Source organism: Streptomyces sp. SLBN-8D4 (genome assembly GCF_049739545.1).
Classification (GTDB): domain Bacteria; phylum Actinomycetota; class Actinomycetes; order Streptomycetales; family Streptomycetaceae; genus Streptomyces; species Streptomyces canus_C.
This window is the reverse complement of sequence record NZ_JBMGQC010000001.1, coordinates 4,416,223-4,433,021: the sequence shown is the minus strand read 5'-3', so window position 1 is coordinate 4,433,021 and position 16,799 is coordinate 4,416,223. Positions and strand designations below refer to the sequence as shown.

Below are 16,799 nucleotides of genomic sequence, written 5' to 3'. Positions count from 1 at the left end.
GGGGTGATCCGGCAGCGGGCCCCGTCGGACGACGGCTGCCGGATGGGGCACCGGTCGCCCCTGCCGGACGGCTGCGGCCGACCCCGGCCGGTGTTCCTACGGCGACCTCGGCGGCCGGCGCCGACATGGCCCCCGGGCTGCTGGCCGGCGTACGGCAGTGGCTGGCCGAGAGCGGGGCCGAACCGACGCCCGCGCGGGTGGCACAGGCGCTGCGGGAGCAGGGGCGGGTCCTCGGGGACGCCGAAGTGCTGGGCGCGGCCGAGCGGTTGCGGTCCGAACTGGTCGGCAGCGGGCCCCTGGAGCCGCTGCTCACCGACCCGTCGGTGACGGACGTCCTGGTGTCGGCGCCGGACCGGGTCTGGGTGGACCGGGGCGGCGGACTCGAACTGACCGCCGTCTCCTTCCCCGACGCGGCCGCCGTACGACGACTCGCGCAGCGGCTCGCCGCGGTGGCGGGGCGGCGCCTCGACGACGCGCGGCCCTGGGTGGACGCCCGGCTGCCGGACGGAACGCGGCTGCACGCGGTGCTTCCTCCGGTCGCCGTCGGCTGTGCCTGTCTGTCCCTGCGGGTCGTACGGCCGCGCGCGTTCACGCTCGACGAACTCGTCGCGGCCGGCACGGTGCCGCCCGGCGGGGACCAGGTGCTCAGGGCGCTGCTCGACGCGCGGCTGTCCTTCCTCATCAGCGGTGGGACGGGCACCGGGAAGACGACGCTGCTGAGTGCGCTGCTGGGGCTCGTCGGGCCGGGTGAGCGGATCGTGCTCGCGGAGGACTCGGCGGAGCTCAGACCGGACCATCCGCACGTGGTCCGGCTGGAGACGAGACCCGCCAACCAGGAGGGCGCAGGCCTCGTCACGCTCGAGGACCTGGTGCGCCAGGCACTGCGGATGCGACCGGACCGGCTCGTCGTGGGCGAGGTGCGCGGACCCGAAGTGGTGCACCTGCTGGCCGCGTTGAACACGGGCCATGAGGGCGGCTGCGGGACCGTGCACGCCAACGCGGCGGCCGACGTACCGGCCCGTCTGGAGGCACTGGGTACGGCCGCCGGGCTCGACCGGGCCACGTTGCACAGCCAGTTGGCGGCCGCGCTGTCGGTTGTCCTGCATCTCGTGCGCGACCGGACCGGGCGGCGGCGGATCGCCGAGGTGCGGGTGCTGGAGAGGGACTCCACCGGGCTGGTGCGGACGGTGCCGGCGTTGCGGTGGGGAGAAGAGGAGTTCGCGTACGAGCGGGGGTGGGAGCGGCTGCGGGGGCTGCTCGGGGATGCGATGCGGGGCCCGGCGGAGGGCGGATGACCCGGGTGGGTGGGGACCGCGGGCACGGCGACGAGCGGGCTCGGACGGGGAGAGGACGTGGTGATCGGGATGGGGGAGATGTCGGTGGGGTCGACGGGAGTGGCCGTGGGGTGCCTCGGGATGGCCGTGTGGCTGTGGGGCGGGCGGCGTTCGGGGGCGCGGCGGGCGCAGGTGCTGCTGGCCGGCGGCGGACCGGTGGGACTGGGGCCTCCGCCGTGGCGGCGGCTGGCGGGGGAGTTGCGGCGGGTTCGAGGGCGGGTGGGGTTCGAGTGGTGGGCGGCGGCCGCCGGGCTGGTGCTCGCCGTCCTCGGGGCCTCGGTGCTGCCGGTTGTGGTGGGGGCGGCCGGGGTGCCGTTGCTGCGGCGGGTGCGGCTGGCCCGGGAGGAGCGTCGGGTGCGTGAGCGGCGGGCGGCCGCGGTGATCGCGCTGTGCGCGGTGGTCGCCGGGGAGGTGCGCGCGGGGCGGCAGCCGGGGGAGGCGCTGGTGCGGGCTGTGCGGGACTTCGAGGGGCCGGGGGACGGTGGGGTCGGCGGCTCGGGTGGGTCAGGTGCTGGAGCGCCGGAGTCCGGTGGGCTCGGGGAGACACAGGCCGCGGTGCTGGCGGCGGCCCGGTTCGGCGGGGATGTTCCGGGGGCGCTCGCGGCGGCGGCTCGTCGGCCCGGGGCCGAGGGGCTGCTGGGGCTTGCCGCGTGCTGGCGGGTGGCCGTGGACCAGGGCGCGGGGCTCGCGGCCGGGCTCGACCGGCTCGAAGGGGCATTGCGCGCCGAGCGTGACCAACGGGCCGATCTGCGAGCCCAGTTGGCGGGAGCGCGGTCTACGGCGTGGATGCTCGCCGCGCTGCCGGTCCTGGGGCTGGGCCTGGGTACCGCCCTCGGCGCCGACCCCCTGCACGTCCTTCTGCACACCGGGAGCGGGCTGGGCTGTCTGCTGGTCGGTGGCCTGCTGGAGGGCGTCGGGATGTGGTGGGCGACGCGGATCGTACGGGGAGCCGAGGCGGCATGAGTGCGGAGGTTGTCCACAGGCTGGGGGCGGTTCTGGGGACCGCGCTGGCGCTTGCCTGGCTCGCCCGGTGGGCCGCGGCGGCGCGGCGTGAGCGCGGGCTGCGGCGGCGGCTCGGAGAGTTGCTGGCCGCATCGGAGACCAGGGTCGAGGGCCCGCGGCTCGAGGGGAGGGCTTTCGCGCGGCGGTGGCTGCCCGTGCTCGGCGTCGGGTGTGCCGGGTGGGTGCTTGTCGGGGGAGTCGCGGGTGCCGTGGTCGGACTGGTCGTCGCGGCGGGGTTGTGGCGATGGCGGCTGCGCCAGACGGCCGGCGAGGGCGCGGAGGAGACCGACGCACGTGAGGCGGCCCGGCAACTACCGCTCGCCGCCGACCTGCTGGCCGCCTGTATCGCGGCGGGCGCCGGACCCGTGATCGCGGCCCAGGCCGTGGGCGAGGCCCTGGGCGGACCCGTGGGAGAGGGACTCGCGCGCGGGGCGGCGGAGGTACGGCTCGGCGGCGAACCGGGCGAGGCCTGGCGAAGACTCGCCTCGACGCCGGGCGCCGGGGCGCTGGCCCGGCTGCTGGAACGCGCCGACGTGACCGGACTGCCCGCGGCCGGGCCGGTCGGCGGCCTCGCGGCGGACGCCCGCGCCGACTGGGGCCGCGCGGCGACGGCACGGGCACGGAAGGCCGCCGTCCTGGTCACCGCGCCGGTGGGGCTGTGTTTCCTGCCCGCGTTCATCGCCGTCGGCGTGCTGCCGATCGTGATCGGGCTCGCGGGGGGAGTGCTGGGAGGGGGTGGGCGATGACGGCCGACGGTCGGTGAGCCGGCGGACGAGGAGACGGACGAGCAGGCGTACGAGCAGTCAGACGGTAATCGACAGGACTGATCCTTACGGGGGTTGAAATGTACAAGGTAGTGCGGGCGCGGATGCGTGACCTGGTGTGCAGGACGATGTGCCGGGTGCAGGCGATGCGCGGGGACGACGGAATGGTCACCTCCGAGTACGCGATGGGGATCGTCGCGGCGGTGGCGTTCGCGGTGGTGCTCTACAAGGTCGTGACGAGCGGGGCCGTCAGCGCGGAACTCCAGGCCATCGTGAAACGGGCGCTCGATGCGAAGGCGTGAACGGACCGCGGACGAGGGGTTCGTGACGGCGGAGTCGGCCATGGTGCTGCCCGTGCTGGTGATGTTCGCGATGGCACTGGTATGGGGGCTGCTGGTGGTGGCCGCCCAGATCCAGTGCGTGGACGCGGCCAGGACGGGCGCCCGCGCGGCGGCCCGCGAGGACCCCACCGAGGCGGTCGTCCGGGCGGCTCGGGACACGGCACCGCGCGATGCGGAGGTGACGGTCGCCCGGGAGGGCGACCGGGTCCGTGTCGTGGTCGTGGCGAAGCCGCCGGCGCTGCACGGCCTGCCGTTCGAGGTGCGGGAGGAGGCCGTGGCCCTGGTGGAGGCGACGGTGGGGGAAGGGGGATGAAGGCGATCAGGGGCGGAGCCGCGGAGCGCGAAACCGCCGCCGGGGAGTTCTTGCGGTGGGGCGTTGTGCGGTTCGCGAAGGCCTGGGCCGGTGCCAGGCGGTTCGTCCGCCGCTCTGCCGACCGGTGGGTCGGCCCGCAGGTCGCCGCCGCCCGTTCGGACCAAGGTTCGGCCACCGTCTGGAGTGTCGGTGCCATCGCGGTGCTGTGCGTGGTGTTCGGGGCCGTGCTGGCTCTCGGGCAGGCCGTGGTCGTACGGCATCGGGCGGCCGGTGGTGCGGATCTGGCGGCGCTCGCGGCGGCGGACCACTGGGCCGACGGGCCGGCGGTGGCCTGCGCTCGGGCGGAGGAGGTGGGGCGGGATCAGGGTGCGCGGATCGTGCGGTGCGTGATGGTCGGGGAGATCGCCGATGTGACGGCCGCTTCCGGTGGGGGGCCGTTCACGGCGGAGGTCAGGGCGCGGGCGGGGCCTGCGGGGCCGGTTCCGTCGCAGGCTCCGCTTCCGACGGCCTCCGGAATTCGGGCTCCGGAGCGGGCTCCTCTCGCGGCTCCCCGGGGTGCCCCTCCTCCGGCGCCCCCCGCAACAGCACCGTGAGGAGCCGCACCGCTCCCCTCTTGTGCAGCGGGTCGTTGCCGTTGCCGCACTTGGGGGACTGGATGCAGGACGGGCAGCCGGCGTCGCACTCGCAGGAGGCGATGGCCTGGCGGGTGGCGGTGAGCCAGGCGCGGGCGGTGTGGAAGGCGCGCTCCGCGAAGCCCGCGCCGCCCGGGTGGCCGTCGTAGACGAAGACGGTGGGCAGCAGCGTGTCGGGGTGCAGCGGGATCGACACGCCGCCGATGTCCCAGCGGTCGCAGGTCGCGAACAGGGGCAGCAGGCCGATCGAGGCGTGTTCGGCGGCGTGCAGGGCGCCGCCGAGGATCTCCGGGTTGATCCGGGCCTCGTCGAGCTGGTCCTCGGTGACCGTCCACCACACCGCGCGGGTGCGGAGCGTACGAGGAGGGAGGTCGAGTTTCGTCTCGCCCAGTACTTCACCGGTGATGAGGCGTCTGCGGAGGAAGGAGACGACCTGGTTGGTGACCTCGACGGAGCCGTAGCACAGGCGTCCGTCGCCCCAGGGGATCTCGGTGTCCGTCTCCAGGACGGTGATGGAGGTCGTGTCGCGGGCCACCGTCGAGTAGGACGGGTTGGCCTCCGAGACCAGGGCGACCGAGTCCTCCAGGTCCAGGGAGCGGACGAGATAGGTGCGGCCCTGGTGGAGGTGGACCGCGCCCTCGTGGACGGCGGTGTGGGCGGAGCCCGCGTCGACCGTGCCGAGGAGGCGGCCCGTGCCGGACTCGACGATCTGGATGGGCCGGCCGCCCTCCCCGCGGATGTCGGTGAGGTCGGCGGCCCGCTCCCGGCGGGTCCAGTGCCAGGCCTTGGTGCGGCGGCGCAGGAGCTTCGCGGACTCCAGCTGCCCCAGCAGGCTCTCGGTCTCCGGCCCGAACAGCTCCATGTCCTCGTCCGTCAACGGCAGTTCCGCCGCGGCCGCGCACAGGTGCGGGGCGAGGACGTACGGGTTGTCGGGGTCGAGGACGGTGGATTCGACCGGCTGGTCGAAGAGGGCTTCGGGGTGGTGGACGAGGAAGGTGTCCAGGGGGTCGTCGCGGGCCACCAGTACGGCCAGGGCGCCTTGGCCGGCTCGACCCGCCCGGCCTGCCTGCTGCCACAGGGACGCGCGCGTGCCGGGGTAGCCGGAGATCAGCACGGCGTCCAAACCCGAGACGTCGATGCCGAGTTCCAGGGCGGTGGTGGCGGCCAGGCCCAGCAGCTCTCCTGAGTGGAGGGCCTGTTCCAGGGCGCGGCGCTCCTCGGGGAGGTAGCCGCCGCGGTACGCCGCCACGCGGCGGGCCAGGGAGCGGTCGACCTCGGCCAGCCGTTCCTGGGCGATCACGGAGATCAGCTCGGCGCCGCGCCGGGAGCGCACGAAGGCGACCGAGCGCACGCCCTGCACGGCGAGGTCGGTGAGGAGGTCGGCCGTCTCCGCAGTGGCCGTGCGGCGGACGGGGGCGCCCTTCTCGCCCTGCATCTCGGTCAGCGGGGGCTCCCACAGGGCAAACACCAGTTCGCCGCGCGGTGAGGCGTCGTCGGCGACCTCGACCACCCGGAGGCCGGTGAGGCGGCGGGCGGCGACCGACGGCTCGGCGGCGGTCGCCGAGGCCAGCAGGAAAACGGGGGAGGCGCCGTAGCGGGCGCAGAGGCGGCGCAGGCGGCGCAGCACCTGCGCGACATGGGAACCGAAGACACCCCGGTAGGTGTGGCATTCGTCGATGACGACGTACTTGAGCGCCTTCAGGAAGGAGGACCAGCGGGAGTGGGACGGGAGTATCCCGCGGTGCAGCATGTCCGGGTTGGTCAGCACGTAGTTGGCGTACTGGCGGATCCACTCGCGTTCCTCGAACGGCGTGTCGCCGTCGTAGACCGCGGGGCGCACGGAATTGGCCAGCGGTTGTGAAAGTTCCTTCACCGAGCGGCACTGGTCCGCCGCCAGGGCTTTCGTGGGGGACAGGTAGAGCGTGGTGGCGCCGCGGCCGTTCGGGGCCTCGGAGCCGTCCAGGAGCGTGGACAGGACCGGCACGAGGTATGCCAGGGACTTGCCGGAGGCGGTGCCGGTGGCGACCACGACCGACTCGCCGTCCAGAGCATGCTCGGCCGCGCGTGCCTGGTGGGCCCAGGGGTGCTCGATACCGCAGGCCTGGACGGCCGCGATGACCTCCGAGCGGATCCGGTCCGGCCAGACGGCATGGCGACCCGCACGTGGGGGCAAGTGCTCCGTATGAGTGATGCGCGCAGCCCGGCTCGGCCCGGCGGCGAGTCGGTCCAGGACCGTGCTCGGCGTAGGGCGGGAACCGGTGTCCGTCGAGGGTCGATCGGATCGGAGATTCTTGGCCATCGGCACCGAGTGTGTCACTGGCGTGACGGACAATGGGACCAAGGCGTCGTGCACGCCTGCCGGTAAGTGATTGAATGCCATCGCGGCTGGCGAACCGTCCCGGGGGCTCTGCCGAGGTGTCCCGAGGGGCGACCGCTCGATAGCAAGGTGCTGGAGGATCCGTGGACCTGTCCCTGTCGACCGAGACCGTCGGCGATCGCACGATCGTCAGGGTCGGTGGCGAAATCGACGTATATACCGCGCCCAAGCTGCGCGAGCAGCTGGTCGAGCTGGTGAATGACGGCAGTTTCCACCTTGTCGTCGACATGGAGGGCGTGGACTTCCTCGACTCCACCGGGCTCGGCGTACTGGTCGGCGGACTGAAGCGGGTGCGCGCCCATGAGGGCTCGCTGCGCCTGGTCTGCAACCAGGAGCGCATTCTCAAGATCTTCCGTATCACCGGCCTCACCAAGGTGTTCCCGATCCACACCTCGGTCGAGGAAGCGGTGGCGGCGACCGACTGACCCGTTCCCGGGCCCGTGCCCGGAGCGGCAGAAGGACGTCGACAGAAGCAAGAGAGGGGGTCCGGGCTTTCGGCGGCCCGGTCCCCCGACAGCACGCCCGTAGTTCCGAGGGGGACGCATGGCCACCGTTGAACTCCGTTTCAGCGCGCTGCCCGAGCACGTCAGGACCGCCCGACTTGTGGCGGCAGCGGTGGCGCGCAGGGCCGGAGTGGACGAGGCCGTCCTCGACGAGGTCAGGCTCGCCGTCGGCGAGGCCTGCACCCGTGCCGTCGGACTGCACCAGAGCGGCGGCATCTCCGCGCCGGTCCAGGTGCTGCTGATCGAGGAGGAGAAGCAGTTCTCCATCGAGGTCGGCGACGAGGCGCCGCGTTCGACCCCGGGTGACCGGGCGTCGGGCGCACCGGGCGAGGAGCCCGACGCCGACACCGAGGAGGACGAGATGGGCCTTGCGGTCATCAGCGGCCTCGTCGACGACGTCGAGGTCACCGCAGGGGAGCATGGCGGACAGATCCGTATGACCTGGCCGACCACGCCGCCGGCCGCGGTGCTTCCCTGACTTCCTCCCCGCTTCGAACCAGATTTCTGTTCGACATGCGGAAGGGCCCCACCACACCGGTGGGGCCCTTCCGCATGTCGGCGTGGGCTTTCTGTGCCTACAGTGGTCAGGCGCGATGCGTATCGTGAATTGGTTCACGATCTAGATATCGGTGATGAATGCCTTCGGGGCATTACTGCTTTCAGGTTCTGTAAAGGCCGATTCCGTTTACCGCGCCCTGTTTTGATCAGGGCGGGGTACCTACAATCCGTCCACATCTTGAGCTCAGCCCAAGCGTCAAGGAGGACGAATGGCGGGGCTTTCTACCCCTGATCAGTTGGACCAGCCCACAACAACCCTCGCGGCCGCGGTGCTCACCCACGACAACCGGGTGCTCATCGCGGTCATCGCGGTCGTCGCCCTGGCGGCACTCGTGGTGGCAGGAGTCCTGGTGCGCCAGGTGCTCGCGGCCGGCGAGGGCACCGACAGCATGAAAAAGATCGCGGCTGCGGTCCAGGAAGGCGCGAACGCCTATCTGGCACGCCAGTTGCGCACGCTCGGCGTATTCGCCGTCGTCGTGTTCTTCCTGCTCATGCTGCTGCCCGCGGACGACTGGAATCAGCGCGCAGGCCGATCCGTGTTCTTCTTGATCGGCGCGGCGTTCTCGGCGACCACCGGCTATATCGGCATGTGGCTCGCCGTGCGCAGCAATGTGCGGGTGGCCGCGGCGGCCCGAGAAGCCACTCCGGCGGAAGGCGAGCCGGAAAAGGATCTCACGGCCGTCTCGCACAAAGCCATGAAGATCGCTTTCCGTACGGGCGGCGTGGTCGGCATGTTCACGGTGGGGCTCGGCCTGCTGGGCGCCTCCTGTGTGGTGCTGGTGTACGCGGCCGACGCGCCGAAGGTCCTGGAGGGCTTCGGTCTCGGCGCGGCGCTCATCGCGATGTTCATGCGTGTCGGCGGCGGCATCTTCACCAAGGCCGCCGACGTCGGCGCCGACCTGGTCGGCAAGGTCGAGCAGGGCATCCCGGAGGACGACCCGCGCAACGCCGCGACCATCGCCGACAACGTGGGCGACAACGTCGGCGACTGTGCGGGCATGGCGGCCGACCTCTTCGAGTCGTACGCCGTGACCCTCGTCGCCGCGCTGATCCTCGGCAAGGCGGCCTTCGGCGACGCCGGACTCGCCTTCCCGCTGCTCGTCCCGGCGATCGGCGTGCTCACCGCGATGGTCGGCATCTTCGCGGTGGCCCCGCGACGCTCCGACCGCAGCGGCATGTCCGCGATCAACCGCGGGTTCTTCATCTCCGCGGTGATCTCACTCGTGCTGGTGGCGGTGGCCGCCTTCGTCTACCTGCCGGGGAAGTACGCCGACCTCGACGGCGTCACCGACACGGCGATCAGCGGCAGGGACGGCGATCCGCGGATCCTCGCCCTCGTCGCGGTGGCGATCGGCATTCTGCTGGCGGCCGTCATCCAGCAGCTGACCGGCTACTTCACCGAGACCACCCGCCGCCCGGTAAAGGACATCGGCAAGAGCTCGCTCACGGGGCCCGCCACCGTCGTCCTCGCCGGTATCTCGATCGGTCTCGAGTCCGCCGTCTACACCGCCCTGCTGATCGGCCTCGGCGTCTACGGTGCCTTCCTGCTCGGCGGCACCTCGATCATGCTGGCGCTGTTCGCGGTGGCGCTGGCCGGCACCGGCCTGCTCACCACGGTCGGTGTGATCGTCGCCATGGACACCTTCGGGCCGGTCTCCGACAACGCGCAGGGCATCGCCGAGATGTCCGGCGACGTCGAGGGCGCGGGCGCGCAGGTGCTCACCAATCTGGACGCCGTCGGCAACACCACCAAGGCCATCACCAAGGGCATCGCCATCGCCACCGCGGTGCTCGCGGCGTCGGCGCTCTTCGGGTCGTACCGTGACGCGATCACGACCGGCGCGCAGGACGTCGGCGAGAAGCTCAGCGGAGCGGGCGCGCCGATGAGCCTGATGATGGACATCTCACAGCCCAACAACCTCGTCGGCCTGATCGCCGGCGCGGCGGTCGTCTTCCTCTTCTCCGGGCTGGCGATCAACGCGGTGTCGAGGTCGGCGGGCTCGGTGGTCTACGAGGTACGGCGGCAGTTCCGCGAGCATCCCGGGATCATGGACTACAGCGAGGAGCCCGAGTACGGCAAGGTCGTCGACATCTGCACCAGGGACGCCCTGCGCGAGCTCACCACGCCCGGACTGCTCGCCGTGATGGCGCCGATCTTCATCGGGTTCACCCTCGGGGTCGGCGCCCTCGGCGCGTTCCTCGCGGGCGCGATCGGGGCGGGCACGCTCATGGCGGTCTTCCTGGCCAACTCCGGCGGTGCCTGGGACAACGCCAAGAAGCTCGTCGAGGACGGCAATCACGGTGGCAAGGGCAGCGAGGCCCATGCCGCGACCGTGATCGGCGACACCGTCGGCGACCCCTTCAAGGACACCGCGGGTCCCGCGATCAACCCGCTGCTGAAGGTGATGAACCTGGTGGCGCTGCTGATCGCACCGGCGGTGATCAAGTTCAGCTACGGCGACGACAAGAGCATCGGCGTACGGATCTTCATCGCCGTCCTCGCGTTCCTCGTGATCGCCGTCGCGGTCTATGTCTCCAAGCGGCGGGGCATCGCCGTGGGTGACGAAGACAACGAGAAGAAGGTGGCCAAGTCGGCGGACCCCGCGGTGGTTTCGTAGGTCCTGGCACGAGGCCCAGCTCAAGGGGCGGGCGGGCGGCGCGCGTTCATGCGCCGCACGCCCGCCCTGTGCGTGCGCGCCGCTCGGCCGTGAGGCTTCTCTCGCCTGTCGTATACAGCCATAAAGGCATATATAAGCGACATTCGGCGCGCGGGTGCGGTGCGGGTCCTGTGTAAGGTCCGGGGGCTGAGAGGCCACGGAAGGGACCGATCCGGTGAACAAGAAGCTCGCGGCCGCACTGTCCGGCGGTGCGGTACTGGTACTGGCGCTGTCGGGATGTGGCGGTGGCGGCAAGGACAACAAGGAACTCGACGCCTGGGCCAAGAAGGTCTGTGACCTGGTGCCGGCCCAGAACAAGAAGATCACGGCGGCCTACGACGCGATCACCAAGGCGGCCGAGGACACCGAGAGCACCCCGGCGGAGCTCCAGAAGGCCGATTCCCAGGCCTTCCAGGACCTGTCCGACGGCTACAAGGCGCGCGCCACGGTCATCAGGAACGCCGGAGCGCCTCCCGGTGCCGAGGGCGGGGCGAAGAAGCTCCAGGAGGCCGTCAAGCAGCTCACGGCGCTCTCGGCGTCCTATGCCGACATGAAGACGCAGGTGGACGGGCTCAATACCAAGGACCAGGCGAAGTTCGCGACCGGTCTCAAGGACGTCTCGGCCGAGATGAACAAGGTCGAGCAGCAGCGCCAGACCGCCCTCGCGGCGCTGAAGGACCTGGAGTCGGGCGACACCAAGCAGGCACTGTCCGAGCAGTCGGGCTGCAAGCAGGCGTCCACGTCCCCGGCGGCGTCCGCCTCGGCGACGGACAGCTGAGCGGCCGGTGGGTGCCCAGCCACCTGCCATCTGCAGACGCTCTCGGCGCCGCGCCCTTGTGCGCCCGTGCCGGCCTCGGTGGCCGAGTCGCGCCCCGAGCCGCTCGGTGAGGCGTGCGGCGGGGCGGGTGCGGGACACAATGGGGGCGTGAGTACCTCGAGTCTGCCCCCGCTGCCCGCCGCCCCCGCTCCCGGCCGTCCCGATGCCACCGCCCGGCTCCGGGACGCCCTGCTCGGAGCCTCCTTCACCGCCGACGGGCTGCTGGAGTTGCTCGGCGCCCCCGCGTACGCGGCCCTCGCGCGCAGCGAGACCGTGCCCGCGCTCCGGGCGACCCGCGGGGACACCCCGCTGGAGGTGCTCGTACGCCTGTTCCTCCTCCAGCAGCCGGTGCTCCACGCGCGCGTGGCCGACGTTCTGCCCGTCGAGGCGTGCCTGGAGAGCGGCTGGCTGGTGCGCACCGGCACGGACGAGGTCGCCGCGACGGTGGACGTACGGCCGTACGGCGGCCCCGGTGGCGAGGACTGGTTCATCGTGTCGGACCTGGGCTGCGCCGTGGGCGGTGCCGGTGGCATCGGCAGCCGGGAGGAAGGGGTCGTCCTCGGCGTCGGCGGCGCCTCCACGACCCTCGCCGGCATCACCGTCCGCACGCCCGTCGGCTCCGCCCTCGACCTCGGCACCGGCTCCGGCATCCAGGCCCTGCACGCCGCCCAGCACGCCACGCGCGTGACCGCGACCGACCTCAACCCGCGCGCGCTGCACATCACCGCGCTCACGCTGGCCCTGTCCGGCGCCCCGGCGGCCGATCTGCGGGAGGGCTCGCTGTTCGAGCCCGTCAAGCAGGGCGAGACGTACGACCTCATCGTGTCCAACCCGCCCTTCGTGATCTCGCCCGGTGCGCGGCTGACGTACCGCGACGGCGGGATGGGCGGGGACGATCTGTGCCGCTCGGTCGTTCAGGGGGCGGGGGAGCTGTTGAACGAGGGCGGGTTCGCGCAGTTCCTCGCCAACTGGCAGCACGTCGCGGGGGAGGACTGGCAGGACAGGCTCAGGTCGTGGGTGCCGCGCGGTTGCGACGCGTGGATCGTGCAGCGCGAGGTCCAGGACGTCACGCAGTACGCCGAGCTGTGGCTGAGGGACGCCGGTGACCACCGCGGCGATCCGGCCGAGTACCAGGCGCTCTACGACGCATGGCTGGACGAGTTCGAGGCGCGCAAGGTGAGGGCCGTGGGCTTCGGCTGGATCACCCTGCGCAGGACGGGCTCCGCCGTGCCCTCGATCACCGTGGAGGAGTGGCCGCACCCGATCGAGCAGCCGCTCGGCGACACCGTCCGGGCACACTTCGAGCGCCTCGACTACCTGCGCGCCCACGACGACGCGGCCCTGCTGGAGGCCCACTTCACCCTCGTGCCCGAGATCGTGCAGGAGCAGGTCGGGCTGCCCGGCGCGGAGGACCCCGAACACGTGGTGCTGCGCCAGCACCGCGGGATGCGCCGGGCCACCAAGGTGGACACCGTGGGCGCGGGCTTCGCCGGCGTGTGCGACGGCTCGCTGAGCGCGGGCCGCATCCTGGACGCGATCGCCCAGCTCATGGACGAGGACCCGGTCATGCTGCGCGACCGCACGCCCGCGCAGATCCGGCTGCTGGTGGAGCAGGGGTTCCTGGAACCCGCGTGACCCACCGCTGAGACCCGGACAAACACTGCGCGGACCTGAGCCGGACCGCTTCCCGCCCCTTCCGGACCGCTTCGGGGACCCTGGCACCGAACTCCGCTCACCGACTGTCCGAAAGCCCACACCGACCAGGTGATCGGCACCGTTCAGACCCCGGCCGGAATGAGCCACGAGAAGGGCGCCGACAAGTAGGGCGCCGCCGGGAAGGGATTCACCAAGATCGTGTGCACGGTCGGCCTGACCGACAGCGCGGTCTGAATCCGGTCGGTTTTCGTGCCGAATCCGGTGCGGGTCGGTCGCGGAAGTGCGGGATCCGGGTGAGAAGGGGGCGAGAACCGGACGGGATCCGTGGGCGTCCGGGCGGCCGGGGTGACGGCCCGGCGGTCGGTCGGGGGAGCCCGGGCCAGCGGTTCGGCCCGGGGTCGGCGCGGTCGTTCACCCGGGGTTCGCCTGCCCGCCGCCCGCGCGTGCCAGTCTCCACCGGAGGCACATGCGCGGACAGGGGAAAAGGGGCGCGGGAAACCATGGAGAGCGGACCGGCGATCTTCGCGGGAATGGTGTTCGCCCTGTTCGGAGGAGGGCTGCTGGTGTGGACCGCGGCCCGGGTACGGCATCGAGAGCCCGTCGCCCATGGTGTGAGTCCCGTCGCATCCGCGAGCCTCGCGACCCTCGCCGCGCTCATCACGCTGGCCCTCGGCGTCTGGTGCTTCACCCGTCTCTAGGACGGCTCCTGGGAGGTCCGCGCAAGCGGGGCGACCGGTAATGGGGAGAGCACCCTCCGCTTGAGCGCGAAAAGGCCGGTGGGTCCTCCGGGCGGCAGGAATGGCGGTAGTCGGGTTACCGTTCGAGTGGCCGTTGCGGGCTTTTCCCGTTTGACACGGGGGCGGGATGTACCGTCACACTCCGCAAGCGTCCGTATGACCCGACCCCGGGAAACAAGACCTGGGGAGACCCCAGTGTCGACCGGAGAGAAGAGCGAAGTTGTCCCCGACCAGCGAGACCGCACAGGGCGGCCGCCGACTCGTCATCGTCGAGTCGCCTGCCAAGGCGAAGACGATCAAGGGCTATCTCGGCCCCGGATACGTCGTCGAGGCGAGCGTCGGGCACATCCGCGACCTCCCCAACGGCGCCGCCGAAGTGCCCGAGAAGTACACCGGTGAGGTCCGCCGCCTCGGCGTGGACGTCGAGCACGACTTCGAGCCGATCTATGTCGTCAACGCGGACAAGCGGGCCCAGGTCAAGAAGCTCAAGGACCTGCTGAAGGACTCCGACGAGCTCTTCCTCGCCACCGATGAGGACCGCGAGGGCGAGGCCATCGCGTGGCACCTCCAGGAAGTCCTGAAGCCCAAGGTCCCGGTCAAGCGGATGGTCTTCCACGAGATCACCAAGGCCGCGATCCAGGCCGCCGTCGCCAACCCGCGCGAGCTGAACCAGAAGCTGGTCGACGCCCAGGAGACCCGCCGCATCCTCGACCGCCTCTACGGCTACGAGGTCTCGCCGGTCCTGTGGAAGAAGGTCATGCCGCGTCTGTCGGCGGGCCGTGTCCAGTCCGTCGCCACCCGGCTCGTGGTGGAGCGGGAGCGCGAGCGCATCGCGTTCCGTTCCGCCGAGTACTGGGACCTGACGGGCACCTTCGCGACCGGCCGCACGGGAGACTCCTCGGACCCGTCGTCGCTGGTCGCCCGTCTCCAGACCGTCGAGGGCAGGCGGGTCGCGCAGGGCCGCGACTTCGACTCCCTGGGACAGCTGAAGAGCGCGAACACCCTCCACCTCGACGAGGCGAACGCCCGCGCGCTGGCCGCCGCCCTGGAGCAGACCCGGTTCGCGGTCCGCTCGGTCGAGTCCAAGCCGTACCGCCGCTCACCGTACGCCCCGTTCCGTACGACGACCCTCCAGCAGGAGGCCTCGCGCAAGCTCGGCTTCGGCGCGAAGGCGACCATGCAGGTGGCCCAGAAGCTGTACGAGAACGGCTTCATCACCTACATGCGTACCGACTCCACGACCCTCAGCGACACGGCGATCTCCGCCGCCCGCGCCCAGGTCACGCAGTTGTACGGCGCCGACTACCTGCCCTCGTCCCCGCGCACCTACGCCGGGAAGGTCAAGAACGCCCAGGAGGCGCACGAGGCGATCCGCCCCTCGGGTGATCGTTTCCGCACGCCCGCCGAGACCGGCCTGACCGGCGACCAGTTCCGGCTCTACGAGCTGATCTGGAAGCGCACCGTCGCCTCCCAGATGAAGGACGCGACCGGCAACAGCGTGACCGTGAAGATCGGTGGCACCGCCGCCGACGGCCGGGACGTCGAGTTCAGTGCCTCCGGCAAGACGATCACCTTCCACGGCTTCCTCAAGGCCTACGTCGAGGGCGCCGACGACCCGAACGCCGAGCTGGACGACCGCGAGCGCCGGCTGCCCCAGGTCAGCGAGGGCGACGCGCTCTCCGCCGAGGAGATCACGGTCGACGGGCACGCCACCAAGCCCCCGGCCCGCTACACCGAGGCCAGCCTGGTCAAGGAGCTCGAAGAGCGCGAGATCGGCCGCCCGTCGACGTACGCGTCGATCATCGGCACGATCCTCGACCGCGGCTATGTCTTCAAGAAGGGCACGGCACTCGTGCCGTCCTTCCTGTCCTTCGCCGTGGTCAACCTCCTGGAGAAGCACTTCGGCCGGCTCGTCGACTACGACTTCACCGCCCGCATGGAGGACGACCTCGACCGCATCGCGGCCGGCCAGGCCCAGTCCGTGCCGTGGCTGAGGCGCTTCTACTTCGGTGAGGCGCTTCCGAACAGCGGCTCCGCCGCGGGCGGCGCGGCCGACGCGGGCAACGGCGACGGGGACCACCTCGGCGGCCTCAAGGAACTGGTGACCGACCTGGGCGCGATCGACGCGCGCGAGGTCTCCTCGTTCCCGGTGGGCAACGACATCGTGCTCAGGGTCGGTCGCTACGGCCCGTACATCGAGCGCGGCGAGAAGGACTCCGAGAACCACCAGCGGGCGGACGTGCCCGAGGACCTGGCGCCCGACGAGCTGTCCGTCGAGCTCGCGGAGGAGCTGCTCGCCAAGCCGAGCGGTGACTTCGAGCTCGGCGCCGACCCGGTGACGGGCCATCAGATCATCGCCCGCGACGGCCGCTACGGCCCGTATGTCACCGAGGTGCTCCCCGAGGGCACCCCGAAGACCGGCAAGAACGCCGTGAAGCCGCGTACGGCCTCGCTGTTCAAGTCGATGTCGCTGGACACGGTGACGCTGGAGGACGCCCTCAAGCTGATGTCGCTGCCGCGTGTCGTCGGCGTCGACGCCGAGGGCCAGGAGATCACCGCGCAGAACGGCCGCTACGGCCCGTACCTGAAGAAGGGCACGGACTCGCGCTCGCTGCAGAGCGAGGACCAGCTCTTCACGATCACCCTCGAAGAGGCGCTCGCGATCTACGCCCAGCCCAAGCAGCGTGGCCGCGCGGCCGCCAAGCCGCCGCTGAAGGAGCTGGGCACCGACCCGGTCAGCGAGAAGCCGGTCGTGGTCAAGGACGGCCGCTTCGGACCGTATGTGACCGACGGGGAGACCAACGCGACCCTGCGCTCCGGCGACAGCGTCGAGGAGATCACCCCCGAGCGCGGCTTCGAACTGCTCGCCGAGAAGCGGGCGAAGACGCCCGCCAAGAAGACGGCGAAGAAGGCGCCCGCGAAGAAGGCCCCGGCCAAGAAGGCGACGGCCGCCAAGAAGACCGCGGCGAAGAAGACGACCACGGCGGCCAAGAAGACGACGGCGAAGAAGACCACCGCCACCGCGAAGAAGGCGACGGCTTCCAAGACGGCGTCCGAGGACTGAGCCCGGCCTTCGCACGGGCCCAGTTTCTCCACGGAGGCTTCGCA

Annotated in this window: 13 protein-coding genes and 1 pseudogene; 13 read left to right on the top strand and 1 reads right to left on the bottom strand. The window is 71.6% G+C overall.

The window, feature by feature from the left end; translation table 11 throughout:
- The first annotated feature begins 125 nt into the window (after positions 1 to 125).
- The 6 genes and pseudogenes from RKD20_RS19925 to RKD20_RS19900 all read left to right on the top strand — a co-directional run.
- The gene (locus RKD20_RS19925; RefSeq protein ID WP_424883273.1) at positions 126 to 1,295 is read left to right on the top strand and encodes a TadA family conjugal transfer-associated ATPase; all 1,170 of its coding nucleotides are present in this window, start codon (positions 126 to 128) and stop codon (positions 1,293 to 1,295) included.
- A gap of 69 nt (positions 1,296 to 1,364) precedes the next feature.
- The gene (locus RKD20_RS19920; protein ID WP_424883272.1) at positions 1,365 to 2,297 is read left to right on the top strand and encodes a type II secretion system F family protein; all 933 of its coding nucleotides are present in this window, start codon (positions 1,365 to 1,367) and stop codon (positions 2,295 to 2,297) included.
- Positions 2,294 to 3,082 (top strand): type II secretion system F family protein, encoded by a 789-nt coding sequence (locus RKD20_RS19915; RefSeq protein WP_424878890.1) that lies wholly within the window; start codon positions 2,294 to 2,296, stop codon positions 3,080 to 3,082. The genes RKD20_RS19920 and RKD20_RS19915 overlap by 4 nt, the downstream gene beginning before the upstream one ends.
- Positions 3,083 to 3,180: 98 nt before the next feature.
- Positions 3,181 to 3,402 carry a DUF4244 domain-containing protein gene (locus RKD20_RS19910; RefSeq protein ID WP_424878889.1) on the top strand — a complete coding sequence of 74 codons (222 nt, stop codon included), beginning with the start codon at positions 3,181 to 3,183 and terminating at the stop codon, positions 3,400 to 3,402.
- Positions 3,389 to 3,754, top strand: coding sequence for a TadE family type IV pilus minor pilin (locus RKD20_RS19905; RefSeq protein WP_424878888.1), 366 nt, complete (start codon positions 3,389 to 3,391; stop codon positions 3,752 to 3,754). The genes RKD20_RS19910 and RKD20_RS19905 overlap by 14 nt, the downstream gene beginning before the upstream one ends.
- Positions 3,751 to 4,164 (top strand): annotated as a pseudogene (locus RKD20_RS19900) (Rv3654c family TadE-like protein); the annotation flags it as partial. The gene RKD20_RS19905 and the pseudogene RKD20_RS19900, both read left to right, overlap by 4 nt.
- 40 nt (positions 4,165 to 4,204) lie before the next feature.
- Here the strand turns inward: RKD20_RS19900 and RKD20_RS19895 are convergent.
- Positions 4,205 to 6,766: a DEAD/DEAH box helicase gene (locus tag RKD20_RS19895; RefSeq protein ID WP_424878887.1), complete on the bottom strand. Its 2,562-nt coding sequence runs from the start codon at positions 6,764 to 6,766 to the stop codon at positions 4,205 to 4,207.
- Positions 6,767 to 6,846: 80 nt separating this feature from the next.
- Between RKD20_RS19895 and bldG the strand changes: the two genes are divergently transcribed.
- The 7 genes from bldG (at position 6,847) to topA (ending at position 16,755) form a co-directional block, all read left to right on the top strand.
- On the top strand, positions 6,847 to 7,188 hold the full coding sequence (bldG, locus tag RKD20_RS19890) for an anti-sigma factor antagonist BldG (RefSeq protein WP_006132569.1): 342 nt from the start codon (positions 6,847 to 6,849) through the stop codon (positions 7,186 to 7,188).
- A 118-nt stretch (positions 7,189 to 7,306) separates the two neighbouring features.
- The gene (locus tag RKD20_RS19885) at positions 7,307 to 7,744 is read left to right on the top strand and encodes an ATP-binding protein (protein ID WP_424878886.1); all 438 of its coding nucleotides are present in this window, start codon (positions 7,307 to 7,309) and stop codon (positions 7,742 to 7,744) included.
- A 289-nt stretch (positions 7,745 to 8,033) separates the two neighbouring features.
- On the top strand, positions 8,034 to 10,442 hold the full coding sequence (locus tag RKD20_RS19880) for a sodium-translocating pyrophosphatase (RefSeq protein ID WP_424878885.1): 2,409 nt from the start codon (positions 8,034 to 8,036) through the stop codon (positions 10,440 to 10,442).
- Between the two features lie 214 nt (positions 10,443 to 10,656).
- On the top strand, positions 10,657 to 11,259 hold the full coding sequence (locus tag RKD20_RS19875) for a small secreted protein (protein WP_424878884.1): 603 nt from the start codon (positions 10,657 to 10,659) through the stop codon (positions 11,257 to 11,259).
- A 147-nt stretch (positions 11,260 to 11,406) separates the two neighbouring features.
- The gene (locus RKD20_RS19870) at positions 11,407 to 12,933 is read left to right on the top strand and encodes a DUF7059 domain-containing protein (RefSeq protein WP_424878883.1); all 1,527 of its coding nucleotides are present in this window, start codon (positions 11,407 to 11,409) and stop codon (positions 12,931 to 12,933) included.
- Between the two features lie 521 nt (positions 12,934 to 13,454).
- Positions 13,455 to 13,652 (top strand): hypothetical protein, encoded by a 198-nt coding sequence (locus tag RKD20_RS19865; protein ID WP_424878882.1) that lies wholly within the window; start codon positions 13,455 to 13,457, stop codon positions 13,650 to 13,652.
- Positions 13,653 to 13,911: 259 nt separating this feature from the next.
- Positions 13,912 to 16,755, top strand: coding sequence for a type I DNA topoisomerase (topA, locus tag RKD20_RS19860; RefSeq protein WP_424878881.1), 2,844 nt, complete (start codon positions 13,912 to 13,914; stop codon positions 16,753 to 16,755).
- The last annotated feature ends 44 nt before the right edge of the window (positions 16,756 to 16,799 follow it).